The 19332-nt window shown below is 68.4% G+C and carries 14 protein-coding genes and 1 tRNA gene; 10 read left to right on the top strand and 5 right to left on the bottom strand.

Annotated elements, in window-relative coordinates; all coding sequences use genetic code 11:
* Positions 1 to 117: 117 nt before the first annotated feature.
* A tRNA-Leu gene (locus EOJ32_RS00735) sits at positions 118 to 202 on the bottom strand.
* A 197-nt stretch (positions 203 to 399) separates the two neighbouring features.
* Here EOJ32_RS00735 and EOJ32_RS00730 point away from each other — a divergent pair.
* The 5 genes from EOJ32_RS00730 to gltB all read left to right on the top strand — a co-directional run bounded on the left by EOJ32_RS00730 (position 400) and on the right by gltB (position 9161).
* Positions 400 to 1383, top strand: coding sequence for a complex I NDUFA9 subunit family protein (locus EOJ32_RS00730; protein ID WP_127897379.1), 984 nt, complete (start codon positions 400 to 402; stop codon positions 1381 to 1383).
* Complete coding sequence (locus EOJ32_RS00725) at positions 1383 to 2186, top strand: undecaprenyl-diphosphate phosphatase (RefSeq protein WP_127897378.1); 804 nt, start codon at positions 1383 to 1385, stop codon at positions 2184 to 2186. The genes EOJ32_RS00730 and EOJ32_RS00725 overlap by 1 nt, the downstream gene beginning before the upstream one ends.
* A 150-nt stretch (positions 2187 to 2336) precedes the next feature.
* The gene (locus EOJ32_RS00720) at positions 2337 to 3821 is read left to right on the top strand and encodes an NAD(P)-dependent oxidoreductase (RefSeq protein ID WP_045982537.1); all 1485 of its coding nucleotides are present in this window, start codon (positions 2337 to 2339) and stop codon (positions 3819 to 3821) included.
* Between the two features lie 97 nt (positions 3822 to 3918).
* Complete coding sequence (locus EOJ32_RS00715; RefSeq protein ID WP_127897377.1) at positions 3919 to 4626, top strand: hypothetical protein; 708 nt, start codon at positions 3919 to 3921, stop codon at positions 4624 to 4626.
* 2 nt (positions 4627 to 4628) lie between these two features.
* Complete coding sequence (gene gltB / locus EOJ32_RS00710; protein ID WP_164871460.1) at positions 4629 to 9161, top strand: glutamate synthase large subunit; 4533 nt, start codon at positions 4629 to 4631, stop codon at positions 9159 to 9161.
* Positions 9162 to 9198: 37 nt separating this feature from the next.
* Here gltB and EOJ32_RS00705 read toward each other — a convergent pair whose 3' ends face one another.
* Entirely contained in the window at positions 9199 to 9546 is a 348-nt protein-coding gene (locus EOJ32_RS00705) for an MliC family protein (RefSeq protein ID WP_164871361.1), read from the bottom strand.
* Between the two features lie 84 nt (positions 9547 to 9630).
* On the opposite strand from EOJ32_RS00705, the gene mtgA reads away from it, so the two are divergent.
* From mtgA to queG, 3 genes are all read left to right on the top strand, one after another.
* Complete coding sequence (gene mtgA, locus EOJ32_RS00700; protein WP_127897374.1) at positions 9631 to 10350, top strand: monofunctional biosynthetic peptidoglycan transglycosylase; 720 nt, start codon at positions 9631 to 9633, stop codon at positions 10348 to 10350.
* A gap of 77 nt (positions 10351 to 10427) precedes the next feature.
* Positions 10428 to 11114 (top strand): glutathione S-transferase family protein, encoded by a 687-nt coding sequence (locus tag EOJ32_RS00695; RefSeq protein ID WP_045982541.1) that lies wholly within the window; start codon positions 10428 to 10430, stop codon positions 11112 to 11114.
* 73 nt (positions 11115 to 11187) lie between these two features.
* A complete protein-coding gene (gene queG, locus EOJ32_RS00690; protein WP_240542464.1) occupies positions 11188 to 12201 on the top strand; it encodes a tRNA epoxyqueuosine(34) reductase QueG in 1014 nt (337 codons plus the stop codon).
* On the opposite strand, the gene EOJ32_RS00685 is transcribed toward queG, so the two are convergent.
* On the bottom strand, positions 12198 to 15710 hold the full coding sequence (locus EOJ32_RS00685) for a calcium-binding protein (RefSeq protein WP_240542463.1): 3513 nt from the start codon (positions 15708 to 15710) through the stop codon (positions 12198 to 12200). The two genes, queG and EOJ32_RS00685, sit on opposite strands and share 4 nt — an antisense overlap.
* Positions 15711 to 15843: 133 nt before the next feature.
* On the bottom strand, positions 15844 to 16587 hold the full coding sequence (gene cobA / locus EOJ32_RS00680) for a uroporphyrinogen-III C-methyltransferase (RefSeq protein WP_127897372.1): 744 nt from the start codon (positions 16585 to 16587) through the stop codon (positions 15844 to 15846).
* 148 nt (positions 16588 to 16735) lie between these two features.
* On the opposite strand from cobA, the gene EOJ32_RS00675 reads away from it, so the two are divergent.
* Together EOJ32_RS00675 and EOJ32_RS00670 are read left to right on the top strand one after the other, a co-directional pair.
* Positions 16736 to 18112: a deoxyribodipyrimidine photo-lyase gene (locus EOJ32_RS00675; protein WP_127897371.1), complete on the top strand. Its 1377-nt coding sequence runs from the start codon at positions 16736 to 16738 to the stop codon at positions 18110 to 18112.
* Entirely contained in the window at positions 18109 to 18777 is a 669-nt protein-coding gene (locus tag EOJ32_RS00670; RefSeq protein ID WP_127897370.1) for an SDR family NAD(P)-dependent oxidoreductase, read from the top strand. The genes EOJ32_RS00675 and EOJ32_RS00670 overlap by 4 nt, the downstream gene beginning before the upstream one ends.
* Here EOJ32_RS00670 and EOJ32_RS00665 read toward each other — a convergent pair whose 3' ends face one another.
* The gene (locus EOJ32_RS00665; RefSeq protein ID WP_045982546.1) at positions 18778 to 19314 is read right to left on the bottom strand and encodes a glutathione peroxidase; all 537 of its coding nucleotides are present in this window, start codon (positions 19312 to 19314) and stop codon (positions 18778 to 18780) included.
* Between the last annotated feature and the right edge of the window lie 18 nt (positions 19315 to 19332).

The raw sequence follows: 19332 nt of genomic DNA, 5'->3' as shown, positions 1-19332 counted from the left end.
CCCCATGTTTCGCCAGAGGGAACGCGACCGACGCGGAAATGAAAAGCCCCAAGGTCGGATCGTCCCGCCGGACAAGCAAAACCCCCGAAAACACGAGGTTTTCGGGGGTTTTGTTTTTGGTGCCCAGGAGAGGACTCGAACCTCCACACCTTGCGGCACACGGACCTGAACCGTGCGCGTCTACCAATTCCGCCACCTGGGCAGGTGGTATGAGCGGCTGATTAAAGCGAGTGCGGGGGGGCGTCAATGGGGGTCGTGAAAGTTTTTCGACAGTTTTTTGCCAAGACCTGCCAAGGCGGTGCGCGAAGCTGCCCGCGACCCTGCGCAGCCTTGCCCGGAACGCGCGTCGGGGGTAAGGATCACGCGACATTCGGCCTATCAGAGGGAGGCGAGACGCCCATGGCGAAACTGGTCACGATCTTTGGCGGATCGGGCTTTGTCGGCCGGCAGGTGGCCCGGCTGATGGCCAAGGAGGGCTGGCGCGTCCGCATAGCCGTCCGCCGCCCCGACGAGGCGCTGTTCACCCGCACCTATGGCGCGGTCGGGCAGGTCGTCCCCGTCATGTGCAACATCCGCGACGAAAACTCTGTCCGGGCTGCCCTGGCCGGGGCGGATGCCGCGATCAACTGCGTCAACATCCTGAACGCGCAGGGCAAGAGCACCTTCAAGACCGTGTTCGAGACCGGCGCCGACAACATCGCCCGCCTGTCGGCGGAGATGGGCGTCGCGCGGCTGGTCCACATCTCGGGGCTGGGGATCGATCCCGAATCGGACAGCACGTACATCGCGTCGAAATCGCGGGGCGAGGCCGCGGTGCTGGCCGCGCGTCCTGATGCGGTCGTGCTGCGCCCGTCGGTGATCTTCGGTGCCGACGACAATTTCTACAACCGCTTTGCGGGCATGTCGCGGATGGGGCCGGTGATGCCCATCGTGGGCGGCAACACCCGGATGCAGCCGGTCTTCGTGGGCGACGTCGCCCGCGCGGCGGTGATGGGCGCCACCGGCGCCGCCGCCCCCGGCATCTATGAGCTGGGCGGCCCCGAGATCCTGACCACGCGCCAGATCGTGGGGCAGGTGCTGTCCGCCGTCCACCGCCGCCGCGCGGTGGTGAACCTGCCGTTCCCGATCGCGAGACTGGCATCGGCCGCGATGGGCGTGGCGCAGGCGGTCACCGGCGGCCTGTTCACCAGCCCGCTGAGCCGCGACCAGCTGGCCCTGCTGCGCAAGGACAACGTCGTCACCCCCGGCGCCCGCGGTTTCGCGGATCTGGGCATCGTGCCCACGGCGGCCGGGTCCGTCCTGGACGACTATCTGGTGCGCTTCCGCCCGTCGGGCCAGTACGATTCGATCAAGCGGTCGGCCAAGAACCTGCGCGAGCACTGATGGACCACAACACGATCGTCGCCGCCGCCCTCGGGGTTCTCGAGGGCCTGACCGAGTTCATTCCGGTGTCGTCGACGGGCCACCTGCTGCTGGCCGGTCATTTCCTGGGCTTCGATTCGCCCGCCCGGTCCTTCGAGGTGCTGATCCAGCTGGGCGCCCTGCTGGCGATCCTGGGCCTTTACGCTGCCCGGCTGGTGCAGGTGGTGCGCGACGCGCCCCACGACCCGGTCGCCCGGCGGTTCATCGGCGCGGTCCTGCTGGCCTTCGCCCCGGCGGCGGTGATCGGCGCGATGGCGCACGGCTTCATCAAGACGGTGCTGTTCGAGACGCCGATGCTGGTCGCGGTCATGCTGATCCTGGGCGGCTTCGTCCTGCTGTGGGTCGACCGCCGCGCCGCCACCCCCCGCTATACCCGGACCGAGGACATTCCTTTGTCGATGGCCTTCCGCATCGGCCTGTTCCAGTGCCTTGCCATGATCCCCGGCGTGTCGCGGTCGGGGGCCACCATCGTCGGTGCCCTGCTGATGGGCGCGGACAAGCGGTCGGCCGCCGAATTCTCGTTCTTCCTGGCGATGCCCACGATGCTGGGCGCCTTCAGCCTGGACCTGTGGCAGAATCGCGCGGTGCTGGATGCGGGCGCGATCAACGACATCGCCGTGGGCTTCATCACCGCCTTTCTGGCCGCCGTCGTGGTGGTACGCTGGCTGCTTGGTTATGTATCCCAGCACGGATACGGGCTGTTCGCATGGTGGCGCATCATCGTCGGAAGCCTTGCGTTGCTGGCACTTGCACTGGGTATGTAAGCAATGCTGACCTAATATTGAGGGTGTTCGGACAAAAACTTGGTCCGCGCACCGAAAAAGTGGCGATTAGGTCAGTACTGCTGACTTTTCATCGCAAAAGCCTTGGTTTATTGCGGTTGCCGAAGTCCTTTCAGGGAAGGTAGCGCAGCCATGGCCACGCAGAAGATGCTGACATTCGTCTCGACCCCGCGCGAGATGCCCGAAAAACGCGCCGCTGCCGACCGCAGCGAGGATTTCCACGAGATCTATCGCGAATTCGCCGCAGCCAAGGCCGCCGAACAGTCCAGCCGCTGCAGCCAGTGCGGCGTGCCCTATTGCCAGTCGCATTGCCCGCTGCACAACAACATCCCCGACTGGCTGCGTCTGACCGCCGAGGGTCGCCTGGAGGAGGCCTATCGCGTCAGCCAGGCCACCAACACCTTCCCCGAGATCTGCGGCCGCATCTGTCCCCAGGACCGCCTGTGCGAGGGCAACTGCGTGATCGAGCAGTCGGGCCACGGCACCGTCACCATCGGCGCTGTCGAGAAGTACATCACCGACACCGCCTGGGACAACGGCTGGGTCCAGCCCTTCAAGCCCGCGCAGGAGCGTGCCGAATCGGTCGGCATCATCGGGGCCGGGCCGGGCGGCCTGGCCGCGGCGGACATGCTGCGCAAGCAGGGGTTCCAGGTCACGATCTATGACCGCTATGACCGCGCGGGCGGGCTGATGACCTATGGCATCCCCGGCTTCAAGCTGGAGAAGGACGTGGTGATGCGCCGCAACCAGCTGCTGGCGGACAGCGGCGTCGAGTTCGTGCTGAACTGCAACGTGGGCGAGGACATCAGCTTCGACGCGATCCGCGGCAAGCACGATGCGGTGTTGATCGCCACGGGCGTCTACAAGACCCGCGACCTGGACCTGGACAACGCCGATCACGGCGGGATCGTCCGCGCGATCGACTATCTGACCGCCTCGAACAAGGTCGAGTTCGGCGACGACGTTCCCGATTTCGACGACGGAGAGCTGAACGCCAAGGGCAAGCGCGTCGTCGTCATCGGCGGCGGCGACACGGCCATGGATTGCGTGCGCACGGCCATCCGCCAGGGCGCGCAATCGGTCAAGTGCCTGTACCGGCGCGACCGCGCCAACATGCCGGGGAGCCAGCGCGAGGTGCAGAACGCCGAGGAGGAGGGCGTCGAGTTCGTCTGGCTGTCGGCCCCCGGCGCCTTTGCGGGCCACGTGACCGGCATCGCCGCCGAGGCGCAGGAGCGTGACGTCGACGGCCTGCCGCAGATCGCCTCGGTGCGCATCCAGAAGATGCGCCTGGGTCAGCCCGACGTCACCGGCCGCCAGTCGCCCGAGCTGATCGAGGGCGCCGATTACGACGAACCCGCCGACCTGGTCATCAAGGCCCTGGGATTCGAACCCGAGGACCTGCCGAAGCTGTGGGGCGTGGACGGGCTGGAGGTCACGCGGTGGGGCACCATCAAGGCGAACTTCCAGACGCACCAGACCTCGATCCCGGGCGTGTTCGCGGTGGGCGACATCGTGCGCGGCGCCAGCCTGGTCGTCTGGGCGATCCGCGACGGGCGCGAGGCCGCGGACGCGATCGCGACCTTCCTGACGGGCGATGCCCGCATCGCCGCCGAATAGGTGCAGGGCGATGGCGCACCACCATGACACGGGGCGTGCAGCGTGCGGACGGCGGCATGGAGCAGCGGCGGCGCGGGCCGTCCCCGCTGTCGGGATCATGTCGGGCCTGTTGACGCTTCTGGTGCTGGCGGGCGGGATGCTGGCGGCGGGGCAGGCGGGGGCGGCCAGCTTCACGCCGCCCGCGGGCTGCACGCTGAACGTCACGGTGCAGAACCGCAGCTGCACCGTCAGCCAGTACTATACCTGCAGTGCAGATCCCCAAGGGTATCAGCACAGCGCCCATTTCGGGCGCGAGGGGCTGTACCACCTGTCCACCATCGACGCTGAGACCCGCTGGATCGAGAGCCAGAGCATGTCGTCCGGCCTGATCGACCGGCTGGTCGAGGAGGCCGATGACCATGCCAGCTTCAGCGAGTTGTTGGCCACGGGGCGCGATGATTTCGACTTCTGGACCCAAACCGATGACGGCCAGCGGCTGCACCACCAGGGCGCCGACACCTTGACCGGAGAGACCGTCACGATCGATGGCCAGGCACTGGAACGGACCCGCTTCCGGCTGACCACCCGCGACGCCGGCGGCGAGGTTCTAATCACCCGCGAGGGCAGCCAGTACATCAGCCGCGAGTTCAACCGCTTCTATGGCGGGACCGAGACCGGCAGCGACTGGACCGGCGCCAAGACCGAGACCGACGACAGCCCCGTGCTGTTCACCTTTCCCGGCGAGGCCGGGTTCGGTTCCACAACCCCACAATTCGACTGCGATCAGTTGCTGACGCAGATCCCGCAGGAAAGGGCCGCATCATGACCATGGACTGGCAAGCACAGGAAGAAGCCCGCCGCGCATGGATGGACCAGAACAGCCTGTACCGCGAGGAGGACGAGCATTCGTCCTGCGGCGTGGGCTTCGTGGTCGATCTGGACGGCAAGGCCAGCCGCCGGGTCGTGCAGAACGGCATCGACGCGCTGAAGGCCATCTGGCATCGCGGCGCGGTGGATGCGGATGGCAAGACCGGCGACGGCGCGGGCATCCACGTCCAGATCCCGGTGCCGTTCTTCTATGACCAGGTGCGCCGCACGGGACACGAACCCGATCAGAACAAGCTGATCGCGGTCGGCCAGGTGTTCCTGCCGCGCACAAACTTTGCCGCCCAGGAGGCCTGCCGGACCATCGTGGAATCCGAGGTCCTGCGGATGGGGCACTATATCTATGGCTGGCGCCATGTGCCGGTGAACACCGCCGTGCTGGGCGAGAAGGCGAACGCCACCCGCCCCGAGATCGAGCAGATCCTGATCCGCTGCGAGAAGGACATCGACCAGGTCCGCTTCGAGCGCGAACTGTACATCATCCGCCGCCGCATCGAGAAGGCCGCCATCGCGGCGCAGGTGCGCGAGCTGTATTTCTGTTCGCTGTCCTGCCGGTCAATCATCTACAAGGGCATGATGCTGGCCGAGCAGGTCGCCGAATTCTATCCCGACCTGAAGGACGAGCGATTTGAATCGGCCTTCGCGATCTATCACCAGCGTTATTCAACCAACACCTTCCCGCAATGGTGGCTGGCCCAGCCCTTCCGCATGCTGGCCCATAACGGCGAGATCAACACGCTGAAGGGCAACTTGAACTGGCTGCGCAGCCACGAGATCCGCATGGCATCGTCGGCCTTTGGCGACGCGGCCGAGGATATCAAGCCGATCGTGCCCGCCGGGTCGTCGGATTCGGCGGCGCTGGATGCGGTGTTCGAGGTTCTGGTGCGGTCCGGGCGGTCCGCGCCGATGACCAAGACGATGCTGGTCCCGGAAAGCTGGTCCAAGGCCACCACCGACATGCCCAAGGCCTGGGCGGACATGTACGCCTATTGCAACGCGGTGATGGAGCCGTGGGACGGCCCCGCGGCGCTGGCCATGACCGACGGGCGTTGGGTCTGCGGCGGTCTGGACCGCAACGGGCTGCGCCCCATGCGCTATGTCGTGACGGGCGACAACCTGCTGATCGCGGGCTCCGAGGTCGGCATGGTCCCGGTGGACGAGACCGGCGTGCGCGAAAAGGGCGCGCTGGGGCCGGGGCAGATGATCGCGGTCGATATGTGGGACGGCAAGCTGTACCACGACACCGATATCAAGGACCGCCTGGCCGGCAGCCAGCCCTTTGGCGAGTGGATCGAGAAGGTCACCGAGCTGAATGACATCATGCGCGACCTGCCCGAGGTGGTGCGGTATCAGGGCGACGCCCTGCGCCGCCGGCAGAGCGCGGCCGGGTTCACCCATGAGGATCTGGAGCATGTCTTGGCCCCCATGGCCGAGGATGCCAAGGAGGCCATCGCGTCGATGGGTGACGACACGCCGCCTGCGGTCCTGTCGAACCAGTACCGCCCGATGAGCCATTTCTTCCGCCAGAACTTCAGCCAGGTGACGAACCCGCCGATCGACAGCCTGCGCGAGACGCGGGTGATGAGCCTCAAGACACGCTTCGGCAACCTCAAGAACGTGCTGGACGAAAGCAGTGCCCAGACCGAGATCGTGGTGCTGGAGAGCCCGTTCATCGCCAACGGCGAATACGATGAGATGGTCAAGATGTTCGGCGACACCGTCACCGTCATCGACTGCACCTTTGCCGAAGGCGCGGGGCCGGACGCCCTGGGTGAGGGTCTGGCACGCATCCGCGCCGAGGCCGAGGATGCCGTGCGGTCGGGCGCGGGCCATCTGGTGCTGTCTGACGACGCGCAGGGCCCTGGTCGGGTCGCGATGCCGATGATCCTGGCGACCAGCGCAGTGCATTCCTGGCTGACCCGCAAGGGCCTGCGGACTTTCTGTTCGGTCAACGTGCGGTCGGCGGAATGCATCGACCCGCATTACTTTGCGGTGCTGATCGGCTGCGGCGCGACGACCGTGAACCCCTATCTGGCGCAGGATTCGATCGACGACCGGATCGCGCGCGGGCTGCTGACCGGGACCCTGGTCGAGAACATGCGCCGCTATCGCACGGCCATCGACGCGGGCCTGCTGAAGATCATGGCCAAGATGGGCATCTCGGTCCTGTCGTCCTATCGGGGCGGTCTGAACTTCGAGGCGGTGGGCCTGTCGCGCGCCATGGTCGCGGAATATTTCCCCGGCATGCAGTCGCGGATCTCGGGCATCGGCCTGCACGGGCTGCAGGCCAAGCTGGAGGCGCTGCACCGGGTCGCCTTCCGCACCGACAACGTGGACATGCTGCCGGTCGGCGGCTTCTACAAGCTGCGGCGGACGGGTGAAAAGCACGCCTGGGAAGCCAATACCATGAAGCTGCTGCAGGTGGCCTGCGAAAAGGCGTCCTATGACATCTGGAAGCAGTTCAGCGCCACGATGCGGACCAACCCGCCGATCCACATCCGCGATCTCTTGGACATCAAGCCCTTCGGCAAGCCGGTGCCGATCGAGGAGGTCGAATCGATCACCTCGATCCGCAAGCGCTTCGTGACGCCGGGCATGTCGCTTGGGGCGCTGTCGCCCGAGGCGCACATGACGCTGAACATCGCGATGAACCGGATCGGCGCAAAGTCCGATTCGGGCGAGGGCGGAGAGGACCCGGCGCACAGCCACCCGCTGCCCAATGGCGACAACCCCTGCGCCAAGATCAAGCAGGTCGCCTCCGGCCGCTTCGGTGTCACCGCCGAATACCTGAACGCCTGCGAGGAGCTGGAGATCAAGGTCGCCCAGGGTGCCAAGCCCGGCGAGGGCGGCCAGCTGCCCGGCATGAAGGTCACCAAGCTGATCGCGCGTCTGCGTCACTCGACGCCGGGCGTGACGCTGATCAGCCCCCCGCCGCATCACGACATCTATTCGATCGAGGATCTGGCGCAGCTGATCTATGACCTCAAGCAGATCAACCCGCGCGCCAAGATCACCGTCAAGCTGGTCGCCAGCAGCGGAGTGGGCACGATCGCGGCGGGCGTGGCCAAGGCCAAGGCCGACGTGATCCTGATCAGCGGCCATAATGGCGGCACGGGCGCCTCGCCCGCCACGTCCATCAAGTTCGCGGGTCTGCCCTGGGAGATGGGCCTGACCGAGGCGCATCAGGTCCTGGCCATGAACCGCCTGCGCGAGCGGGTGACGCTGCGCACCGATGGCGGTCTGCGCACGGGCCGCGACATCGTCATGGCGGCGATGATGGGCGCCGAGGAATACGGCATCGGCACCGCCGCGCTGATCGCGATGGGTTGCATCATGGTCCGCCAGTGCCAGTCGAACACCTGCCCGGTGGGCGTCTGCACCCAGGACGAGAAGCTGCGCGCCATGTTCACCGGGTCGGCGGACAAGGTGGTGAACCTGATCACCTTCTATGCCCAGGAGGTGCGCGAGATCCTGGCATCCATCGGGGCGCGCTCGATCGACGAGATCATCGGCCGTGCGGACCTGCTGACCCAGGTCAGCCGGGGTGCGGCGAACCTGGACGATCTGGACCTGAACCCTCTGCTGATCACCGTCGATGGCGCGGACAAGATCGTCTATGACCGCACCAAGCCGCGCAATGCCGTGCTGGACACGCTGGATGCGGAAATCGTCAAGGACGCCGCACGCTTCTTCGAGGACGGCGAGAAGATGCAGCTGTCCTATGCGGTCCGCAACACCCACCGCACCATCGGGACGCGCACGTCGTCGCTGATCGTGCAGAAGTTCGGGATGCGCAACAACCTGCAGCCCGACCACCTGACGATCCGCCTGACCGGCAGCGCCGGGCAGTCGCTTGGCGCCTTCGCGGCCCCGGGGCTGAAGATCGAGGTCTCGGGCGATGCCAACGACTATGTCGGCAAGGGTCTGTCGGGCGGCACCATCGTGGTGCGGCCGCCGATGGCCAGCCCGCTGGTCGCGGCCGACAACACGATCATCGGCAACACGGTCCTCTATGGCGCGACGAACGGGCATCTGTTCGCGGCGGGCCGGGCGGGCGAGCGGTTCGCGGTTCGCAACAGCGGTGCAAGCGTGGTGATCGAGGGCTGCGGGTCGAACGGCTGCGAATACATGACCGGCGGCGTGGCCGTCATTCTGGGCCGGATCGGCGCGAACTTCGGTGCGGGCATGACCGGGGGGATGGCCTATCTGTACGACCCCGAGGGGCTGGCGCGCGACTACATCAACCCGGAAACGCTGGTGATGTGCGCGGTGACCCAGGACCACTGGGAGGATCAGCTGAAGGGCCTGATCGAACGGCACCTCAAGGAGACCGGCTCGCGTCGCGCCGACGAGATCCTGTCGAACTGGGACCGCGAGAAGGGCAACTTCCTGCAGGTCTGCCCCAAGGAGATGCTGCAGCACCTGTCCCACCCCATCGAGGCGGTGGACCAGACCCGCGCGGTTCCCGCGGAATGACATCCGGCGCGGCCCCCTTGCGGGGCCGCGCTGCGTTTCAAGGCCGGGCGGTGCAGGTGACGGGGTCCGCGTCCGACATGGCGTCGGTGAACGTCACCTGGTCGCCCTTGGTCCACCATTCCAGCGCCCCGGCCACATAGCGCGCGCCCGATGCCGCGATCACGTTGACGAAGATCCGCGGGCCGTCCTCCAGCGTGACCAGCGCCAAGGCATCGTCCCCCGACGTCACATAGGTCACTGCCACCTGACGCCCGTCGTCGCAATCATGCGTGACGCTGGTCATGGTGGCATCGGGCGCCAGCGGCAGGGACAGCATCGGCTGTGCCAGCGCGGGGGCGGCAAGGGCCAGCAGCAGGGGCAGGATCGGCGCGGCACGTCGGGTCATGGCATCCTCGGGGCGGTTGTTCGCGGGCAGGGTGGCGCGGGGCCGCGCGGCTGGCAAGGTGCGCTTGACGCAAAGCGCCGCACCATGAGACATGCGGGCATGATCCTGCGCCGCGCCCACCCCCCCAAGACCGAACCGGCCCGATCCGCCCGCAGGCGCGGCAGGCCGATGTTCTGGCTGCGCTTTCTGGCGCTGAGGGCGGTGCTGGTGATGCTGGGGTCGGTGGCGATCTATGGCGTCGTGAACCCGCCGCATACCTGGACGATGGTCGGCGCCGCGCGCCAGCACCCGCTGACCCCGCGCGAATGGACGCGGCTGGCGGACATCGCCCCCGTGATGCGCCGCGCGGTGGTCGCGGCCGAGGACGCGAATTTCTGCAGTCACTGGGGTTTCGACATGGTCGAGATCCGCAAGGTGGTCGCGTCGGGGTCGTCGCGGGGGGCGTCCACGATCACCCAGCAAACCGCCAAGAACGCGTTCCTGTGGCAGACGCGCAGCTGGCCGCGCAAGGCCGCCGAAACGATCCTGACGCCGCAGATCGAGGCCTTGTGGTCCAAGGCCCGCATCCTTGAAGTCTATCTGAACCTGGCCGAATTCGGGCCGGGCATCTTCGGCATCCATGCCGCGGCGCGCGACCATTTCGGCACCACCCCCGACCGGCTGACCCTGGTGCAGGCCGCGCGCCTGGCCGCCGTCCTGCCCAACCCGCGCCAGCGCAGCCCGTCGGGGCCGTCGGCGCGGTCGCGGGCCATCCTGGACGGGGCGGAGACGATCGCGCGGGACGGGCGGGCCGCCTGCTTCTGATGGCTGCGGTTGAAAGCGGCGGGGTCGGGGCGTATCAACGGGGCGTTGCGACAATAAGAAGAAGGTCTCGAGCAGCCATGAACACCAACACGCAGACCACGCGACTGTACCACACCGCCCTGTCCCCGTTCTGCCGCAAGGTGCGGCTGGTCCTGGCCGAGAAGAAGATCGAGGTCGAACTGGTCGAGGAGCGGTACTGGGAGGGATCGCCCGATCTGAAGCGCCGCAACCCGGCAGGCAAGCTGCCGGTGCTGCGCTATCGCGGCAACCTGCTGGCGGAAAGCCAGGCGATCATCGAATACCTGGACGAGGCGGTGCCCGCCCCGTCGCTGATGCCGCAGACCCCGCTGGAGCGCCACGAGGTGCGCCGCCTGTGCGCCTGGTTCGACGACAAGTTCCATACCGAGGTCACCCAGCCCATCCTGAACGAGCGCGTCTGGAAGAAGATCACCCGGTCGGGGTATCCTGACAGCCGCGTGGTCAAGGACGGGCTGCGCGCGGTCAAGGACCACATCGACTATCTGTCGTCCCTGCTGGAGACGCGGCGCTGGCTGGCGGGCAACACGCTGAGCCTGGCGGATTTCACGGCGGCCGCGCATTTCTCGTGCCTGGATTACATCTCGGACGTGGACTGGGACCGGTCCGAAGGTCTGCGCGACTGGTATGCGACCATCAAGTCCCGCCCCGCGTTCCGGTCGGTCCTGGCCGACCAGGTGCCGGGCATCCATCCCGCTCCGCATTATGCCGAGCTTGACTTCGGCTGAGGGCGGGGGGGCCAGCCCCCCATCGCCTGACGGCGATCCCCCCCGGGGTATTTGGGCAAAGCAGAAGGCCCGGATGCAGGCCGAGGCGCGCGCAGTGGGATTTGCCGCGATGGGCGTCATGCGGCCGGACGGCGTGCCGGAGCTGGCCGGGCGGCTGGCGGATTTCGTGGCCCAGGGGCGGCACGGGCAGATGGGCTGGATGGCCGAACGGATGAGCTGGCGCGGCGACCCGGCGGCGCTGTGGCCGGAGGCGCGGTCGGTGGTGATGCTGGCCGAGCTGTACACCCCCGAGGGCGATCCGCTGGCGGTGCTGGATCAGCGCGACCGCGCCGCCGTCAGCGTCTATGCGCAGGGGCGCGATTACCACGACCTGGTCAAGAAGCGGCTGAAGCGGTTGGGGCGCTGGCTGCTGGAGACGGCGCCCGAGTCGGGGCACCAGATCAAGGTCTTTGTCGACACCGCGCCGGTGATGGAAAAGCCCCTGGCGCAGGCCGCGGGCCTGGGCTGGCAGGGCAAGCACACCAACCTTTTATCGCGCGATCTGGGCAGCTGGTTCTTTCTGGGCGCAATCTTCACGACCATGCCGCTGCCACCGGACGTGCCGCAGGTCAGTCATTGCGGGTCCTGTCGCGCCTGTCTGGACGTCTGTCCGACCGGGGCCTTTCCTGCGCCCTACCAGCTGGATGCGCGGCGCTGCATCTCCTACCTGACGATCGAGCACAAGGGGCCGGTGGACCCCGACCTGCGGGCGCTGATGGGCAACCGGATCTATGGCTGCGACGACTGCCTGGCGGTCTGTCCGTGGAACAAGTTCGCGCAGGCAGGCTCCGAGATGCGCTATCGCGGGATCATCGATGCGCCGCCGCTGGCGGAGCTGGCGGGACTGGACGACGCGGCGTTCCGGGCGCGGTTTTCGGGGTCGCCGATCAAGCGGATCGGGCGCGACCGCTTTGTCCGGAACGTGCTGTACGCGATCGGCAATTCCGGCGACGCCGCGCTGGCACCCGTGGCGCGGGGACTGACCGGGGACGCCGATCCGGTCGTGGCCGAGGCCGCGTCCTGGGCCGCGGCGCGGCTGGCGCGCTAGAGCAGGAAGTCGTCGCCGTCCAGCGACAGCCGACCGTCCAGCCGGATCAGCATGTCGGCCTGTCGGTCGCCGTTCACGTCGATCAGCAGGTGCGTCTGCTGGCCCACATGCTCCCACCGCAGGGATCGCTGGCCCTGATGCCCGCCCGATCCGGCATAGGTCAGGTTCATCGCGCGCAGGTCCAGCAGATCCTCGCCCGTCCGGAAATCGGTGATCAGGTCGGGGGCACGGCGCGGGCTGTCCATCGCGCCGAAGAACCGGAACGTGTCGCGCCCCATGCCGCCCTGCATCACATCGCCGCCCGTCCCGCCGACTAGCACGTCGTTGCCCGGCCCGCCCAGCATCCGGTCCGCCCCCGGACCACCGCGCAGCAGGTCGTTGCCCGGCCCCCCGGACAGCCAGTCATTGCCCACACCCCCGTCCAGCGTGTCGTTGTGCCAGCCGCCGTTCAGGCGGTCGTTGCCCAGCCCGCCGACCAGCCAGTCCGCCCCAATGCCGCCATCCATGACGTCGTCGCCGGCATCCCCGAACATGCGGTCGTTGCCGGCCTCTCCGAACAGGCGGTCTGCCCCCGCGCCGCCGGACATGCGGTCGTTGCCGGCCCCGCCGCGAAGGATGTCATTGCCCAGATCGCCGTTCATCCAGTCGTTGCCGCCGCCGCCCAGCAGGGTGTCGTTGCCCATGCCGCCGGACATGACGTTGTTGCCGCCGCCCCCCATCAGCAGGTCGAACCCCGTGCCGCCGAACATGCGGTCATGCCCGGGGCCGCCGTTCATGTGGTCGTTGCCCGCCCCGCCATCCAGCGTGTCGTCGCCCGCTCCGCCCTGCAGGACGTCATTGCCCACCCCGCCGATCAGGCGGTCGCGCCCGATCCCGGCGGTCAGCGTGTCATTGCCCGTGCCGCCGTCCAGCACGTTCCATCCGACCATCGAGATCAACAGGTCGTTGCCGTCCTCTCCGAACAGGCGGTCGTTGCCGGATCCGCCGAACAGGCGGTCGTCGCCCATGCCGCCGAACAGCATGTCATTGCCGCCCTCGCCGTTCAGGACGTCGTTGCCGCCATCGCCGTACAGCGTGTCCCAGCCCCAACCGCCCCACAACGTGTCCTGGTCATCGCCGCCCCACAGCATGTCGTTGCCGTCACCGCCCCACAGCACGTCATGCCCGGCACCGCCCAGCAGGCGGTCGCCCCCCGTCCCGCCGAACAGCGTGTCGTTGCCCTCGCCGCCGTCGAGCTGGTCGTCATCCTCGTTTCCCTCCAGGACATCGTCGCCGACCCCGCCCAGCAGGGTGTCGCGGCCGGTGCCGCCTGACAGGCGGTCTGTGCCGTCGCCCCCCTCCAGGTGGTCGTTGCCCACCCCGCCGATCAGCAGGTCATCGCCGCCATCGCCGAACAGCCGATCGTCGCCATCCCCGCCCAAAAGCGTGTCGCGCCCATCGCCCGCCTGCAGGCTGTCATGGCCTGCGCCGCCGTCCAGGTAGTCGATCCCGGCCCCGGCGATCAGCGTGTCATCACCGTCCCCGCCCAGAAGGCGGTTGTTGCCGGACAGATCCTCCAGCCAGTCGTTGCCCGCCTCTCCGGACAGCACGTCGTTGCCGTCGCCCCCCGACAGCCGATCGTTGCCCGCCCCGCCATACAGCGTGTCGTTGCCCGAATCGCCATGCAGCGTGTCCGTTCCGTCGCCGCCATAGAGCAGGTCGTCGTCATCGTCGCCGTGCAGCAGGTCGTCGCCCGCATCCCCGAACAGCGTGTCGCGGCCCGGGCCGCCATGCAGGCTGTCATGGCCGTCGCCGCCGCGCAGATAGTCGTTGCCCGCCTCTCCGCGCAAGGTGTCGTCGCCCGCGCCGCCGGAGACGGTGTCGTTGCCCGCCCCGGCCATGATCTGTTCGCGCCGAGCCCCGCCGATGAGGTGATTGGCGTCCGACGTACCGAAGATCCACAGCGCCTCGGTCGAGGGGGGCGGGACGGGGGGCGTCACCACGGGGTCGGTTTCGGGCGCCAGATAGTGGCCCACCGGGAACAGCGCGTTCGAGAAATCGGCCGCGGTCAGGCCGCGCCCGGTGCGGGTGGTGATGTCCAGGATGGTGTCGCCATAGATGATCATCACCCCGTTCGCCGTGGGGATGAAGCGCAGTTGCCAGACACTGCGGATGTTGCCCAGCATCGACATGTCCAGCCGGTCCACCGCGGGGTCATAGTCCAGGATGGTGATCCGCCCGGTCACCCGCGACGGCACGAAGATGTCGGCCCCCGCGCCGCCCACCAGGGTCACCGGGCCCGCGCCCGCGACCAGGATGTCGTTGCCGTCGCCCCCCTCGATCCGGGTGGTGGCGGCGCCGGCGACCAGCAAGTCGCCCCCGGTGCCGCCACGCGCGGTGCCCGCCCCCGCCGTGGCCGTGGCCCCGATCGGGCCGGGCTCGAAGACCAGTTGCGTCACGCCCGTCTCGGTCCCGGAACCGACGAACAGCAGGATGCGGCCGTCGATCACCCGCGCCTCGATGTCGGTGACATCGGCCAGGGTCATCGCGTCGGTGTCGATGATGGTGGTCAGGTGCAGCAGCCGCCCGTCGGGCAGCATGGTGAACACGCTGATCCCGTCATCGGCCCCGCCTGCAAAGACGAAGGCCCGCCCGCCCAGGACCACGGTCTCCAGCGCGGTGGCGTTCTGGAACCGGGTCGACCCCTCGTCCAGGACATGGTCGACGGTGGTCAGCCGCCCGTCGGCGGTCAGGCGGAACACGGTCAGCGTCCCGGACCCCGTCGCCGCCATCACCACATAGGTGCGGCCGCCGAACTGCACCGCATCCACGTCGGATGGCACGTCATAGCCGGTGCCGCGGTCCGCCCCGTGCACCATGCCCGGCGTCAGCGCGCCCGACGCCGACACCAGATGCGTCGCGATGAAGTTCCCGTTCCCCGAGATCGAGATCAGGATCCGCTGCCCGTCCACGCTGACATCGGTGATCTTGTCCAGGTTCGCGTCGGTCGTGCCCGCCGGGGTGGCGATGGTGGCCTGGCCTGCCCGGACCAGCGCGCCGTCCGCGCCCATCCGGTGGGTGGTCAGCGTCAGCCCGCCGCCCTGCGCCGAATACAGCACCTGCGCCTGGCCCGTGTCCACCTGGCCCAGGGCCGTCACCTGCGGACCCAGGCTGGTGCCGAACAGCCAGCCAAAGGTCGACATCGCCCCGATGTCACCGCGCAGCGTCACGCCCAGGTTGCTGGCCCCGCCCATCTGGCCCACGTGGATCAGCGTGTCGCCGCCCATGTGGATCGCGGTGATCTGCGGCGGTCCCTGATAGGTGAAGTCGGCCAGATAGGGGCGGGTGCGCAGCATGGTGATGGGGGCCGCGGGGTCGCTGATCGCATAGGTGCTGATCCCGCCCCGGACCTGGTTCGCCGCCACCAGCAGCAGGCGGCCGTCGGCCTCGACGATCTCGAGGTCGGTCAGATTGGACAGCCAGCGTTGTTCCGTGACGCCAAAGGTCGTCACGTGGCGATACACGATCATGGCAATACTGCGGGTTGTCCGGCCATCGGCGCCGGGAACAGGGGGCAGGTGTTAAGATGGTCTTAACCGCGCCGCCTGGCCAGTCTTGCTTGACGTGAATTTTAGGCAAAGGCCCGCGCCGGGGCGGGAACCCTCAGGCGGGCAGCGCCAGCGGCCCATAGAGGATCAGCCCCGGCTGGCTGGCCGGCCCGTCGCGCGACAGAAGATCGGCCAGCGACGCCACCGTTCCGGGCAGCAGGCGCTGGCCGGGATGGCCAACGGCCTCGGCCAGCAGGGCGGGGGTTTCGGGGGGCAGGCCGTGGTCGATCAGCCCCTGTGCCATCTTGGGAAAGCTACGCTGGCCCATGAACACCACGGTCGTGGTCAGCGGGTCGGCCAGCGCGGCCCAGTTGATGTCGCCGGGCAGCTGGCCGGTGATGTCGGCACCGGTCACGAACTGCACCCGCCGCGCGGTCAGGCGCCGGGTCAGCGGCATGCCCATCGCCGCCGCCGCGGCACTGGCCGAGGTGACGCCGGGCACGATCTCCCACGGGATGCCGGCGGCGGTCAGGGCCACCAGCTCCTCCTCCAGCCGGCCGAAGATGCCGCTGTCGCCCGACTTCAGGCGCACGACGCGGCGCCCTGCCTGCGCATGCTGCACGATCAGCGCGTTCACGGCTTCCTGCTTGGCCGACGGGCGGCCCGCCCGCTTGCCCACGGCGATCAGGTCGGCCTGCGGACCCGCATGGTCCAGCACCGGTCCGGATGCCAGGTCGTCGAACAGCACCACGTCGGCATGGGCCAGCCTGCGCGCGGCCTTCAGCGTCAGCAGGTCGGGATCGCCCGGACCCGCCGAGACAAGCGAGACGAAGCCGGGGGGAAAGCTGGGATCGGACAAGGGCTGTGGGCCTTATGGGCGGGCGGGGTTTCAGCTATACCACCCCGGCCCGGTGTGACAATGCCGCGCGTTTTCTTTGCCCGCGGCACGGGCGATGAAACCATATCGCCGCTGGCGCGTGATCATCCGGGCATCAAGGGAGAATGCGATGACGGTCATCTGTTGGTTCAGGCGGGTTCTGCGGCTGGACGACCACCCGGCGCTGGTCGCGGCCGCCGCCGCGGGCGCGGTGATCCCGCTGGTGATCCTGGACCCGCGCGAGGCAAGCGACCGGCCCGCCAGCGCGCAGCGCCAAGCGATGGCGCTGGCGCCGCTGGACCGCGCGCTGCGCAAGATCGGCAGCCGGCTAATCGTGCGGCGGGGTGATCCGGCCAAGGTGCTGGAACAGGTCCTGCAGGAAACCGGGGCCGATGCGGTGCACACCACGGTGGGGTTTCCCTTCGCCTCAGACGACGGGCTGGCAGAGGTGGTCGAACGCGGCGGGGCGCGGCTGCATCTGCACGACCTGGCCGACCTGGTGCCGCGGGGGTCGGTGCTGACCGGGTCGGGCGGGGTCTACAAGGTCTTCTCTCCGTTCTGGAAGGCGGTGCGCCAGGTCGACATCGCCCAGCCCCTGGCGCCACCGTCGCTGTCCGCGCCCGATGCCTGGCCCGACAGCGATGGCACCGACTGGCCCGAGGCGCGCGCCGCGATGGACCGAGGCTGGGATGTCATGGCCGCCCATGTCCGCGCCGGAGAGGAGGAGGCCCATGCCCGGCTGGAGGAGTTCATGTCGGGCGACGTCGCAGGCTACAAGCAGGAGCGCAACCATCCCTGGCGTCCCCAGGCCACGTCGGGCCTGTCCGATGCGCTGGCCGTCGGAGAGATCAGCGCCCGGCGCATCTGGTCACGCTGCCGCGGAGAGTTCGAGCAGGGCATTCCGGGGATCGAGCCGTTCCTGTCCGAGGTCTGCTGGCGCGAGTTCGCGCGCGAGCTGATGTTCGAGACGCCTGACATGGACCGCAGCTGCTGGCGCAAGGAGTGGAACGACTTTCCCTGGCGCGCCGACAATGACGACGCCGAGGCCTGGCGGCGGGGCCGCACCGGCGTGCCCATCGTCGATGCCGGGATGAGAGAGCTGTACGTCACGGGGCGGATGCACAACCGCGTGCGGATGATCACCGCCAGCTATCTGACGAAACATCTGCTGACCGACTGGCGCGTGGGGCTTGCGTGGTTCGAACATTGCCTGGCCGATTGGGACGCTGCGTCGAACGCCATGAACTGGCAATGGGTGGCGGGCTGCGGGCCGGATGCCTCGCCCTATTTCCGGATCTTCAATCCGGAGACACAGGCCGAGAAGTTCGACGGCAAGAGCCAGTACCAGGACCACTGGATGCGCCCCGACGCGCCCGGCGCCCGGGAATTCGCGGCGGCCATTCCGCGGGTCTGGGACCTTGACCTGACGAAACGCGCCATGCCGCGGATCTCGCTGGCCGAGGGCCGTGCCCGCGCCCTGACGGCCTATGAGGAGGTGAAATCGTGACGCGCGCGCTGATCCTGGGGGCGACGGGCGGCATCGGGCGGGCGCTGTCCGCGCGGCTGGAGGCGCAGGGGGCGCAGGTCACGGGCCTGTCGCGATCCGCCGACGGGATGGACCTGACGCGGCCCGACACGGTCACGGAACACGCCGCGCGGCTGGCGGGGCAGTCCTTTGACCTGATCGTGAACACGACGGGCGCGCTGGTCATCGACGGGCACCAGCCGGAAAAGTCGCTGGACGCGGTCGATGCGGACGCCATGGCACGACAGTTCGCGCTGAACGCCACCGGGGTCGCACTGGCGATCCAGGCCTTTGGTCCGCTGCTGGCGCGGGACCGGCGGGCGGTGCTCGCGTCGCTGTCGGCGCGTGTGGGCTCGATCGGCGATAACGACCTGGGCGGCTGGATCGGCTATCGCGCGGCCAAGGCGGCGCAGAACCAGATCATCCGCACCGCATCCATCGAATACCGCCGCCGGAACCGTCACGCGATCCTGGTCGCGCTGCATCCGGGCACGGTCGAGACGCCGCTGACCGCGAAATACGCCTCCCGCTATCCGACCATCACCCCCGACCGCAGCGCCGAGGCGTTGCTGGCGGTGATCGACGGGCTGACGACCGACGATACCGGCAGCTTCTGGGACTGGAAGGGCGCGCGGGTGCCGTGGTGATCAGGTCAGATAGGGCGACGCGGCGCCCATGATCTGACGCCCGCCCGGCTTGACGAACGACCCCCAGGTGCCCGCGATGCGGCCCTGCGGGTCCAGCAGCACCTTGTTGAAGTTCCACTGCGGCACGAATCCCGTCTGCGCCCGCGCCCAGGCATAGAACGGGTGCACGTCCCCCTTGGCCACGTGCAGGATGTCGGTCATCGGCAGGGTCAGCCCGTATTGCAGCTCGCAATATTCCTTGGCCTCGGCGCCGCTGGCCAGTTCCTGGTTGAAATCGTCCGACGGCACGGCCAGCACCACCAGCCCGCGCGGGGCATAGGCGTCGTGCAGCGCCTGCATGTCGGCCAACTGGCCCGCGAACCCGCACATGGACGCGGTGTTCACGATTAGCACCGGGCTGCCGCGCCAGTGGGCGGTGTCATAGCTGCCCCCGTCGACGGACGGAAAGGTGAAATGCGGCACGTCCTCTGCCCGCGCGCGGGTCAGGCCCAGGGCGGGCAGGGCGGTGGCAAGGGACAGGAAAAGGCGGCGTCTCATGGGCTTTCTCCTTGGGTG

The organism is Paracoccus sp. Arc7-R13, assembly GCF_004010775.1.
Taxonomy (GTDB): domain Bacteria; phylum Pseudomonadota; class Alphaproteobacteria; order Rhodobacterales; family Rhodobacteraceae; genus Paracoccus; species Paracoccus marcusii.
This window is presented reverse-complemented; position numbering and strand designations above follow the sequence as displayed.

Bases quoted from the DNA above. Each gene is read 5' to 3' on its own strand.
- EOJ32_RS00720 (WP_045982537.1), top strand. From the start codon at position 2,337: ATGGCCACGCAGAAGATGCTGACATTCGTCTCGACCCCGCGCGAGATG.
- EOJ32_RS00730 (WP_127897379.1), top strand. From the start codon at position 400: ATGGCGAAACTGGTCACGATCTTTGGCGGATCGGGCTTTGTCGGCCGG.
- EOJ32_RS00695 (WP_045982541.1), top strand. From the start codon at position 10,428: ATGAACACCAACACGCAGACCACGCGACTGTACCACACCGCCCTGTCC.
- EOJ32_RS00715 (WP_127897377.1), top strand. From the start codon at position 3,919: ATGTCGGGCCTGTTGACGCTTCTGGTGCTGGCGGGCGGGATGCTGGCG.
- EOJ32_RS00725 (WP_127897378.1), top strand. From the start codon at position 1,383: ATGGACCACAACACGATCGTCGCCGCCGCCCTCGGGGTTCTCGAGGGC.
- EOJ32_RS00685 (WP_240542463.1), bottom strand. From the start codon at position 15,710: ATGATCGTGTATCGCCACGTGACGACCTTTGGCGTCACGGAACAACGC.
- queG (WP_240542464.1), top strand. From the start codon at position 11,188: ATGCAGGCCGAGGCGCGCGCAGTGGGATTTGCCGCGATGGGCGTCATG.
- gltB (WP_164871460.1), top strand. From the start codon at position 4,629: ATGGACTGGCAAGCACAGGAAGAAGCCCGCCGCGCATGGATGGACCAG.
- EOJ32_RS00705 (WP_164871361.1), bottom strand. From the start codon at position 9,546: ATGACCCGACGTGCCGCGCCGATCCTGCCCCTGCTGCTGGCCCTTGCC.
- EOJ32_RS00665 (WP_045982546.1), bottom strand. From the start codon at position 19,314: ATGAGACGCCGCCTTTTCCTGTCCCTTGCCACCGCCCTGCCCGCCCTG.
- mtgA (WP_127897374.1), top strand. From the start codon at position 9,631: ATGAGACATGCGGGCATGATCCTGCGCCGCGCCCACCCCCCCAAGACC.
- EOJ32_RS00675 (WP_127897371.1), top strand. From the start codon at position 16,736: ATGACGGTCATCTGTTGGTTCAGGCGGGTTCTGCGGCTGGACGACCAC.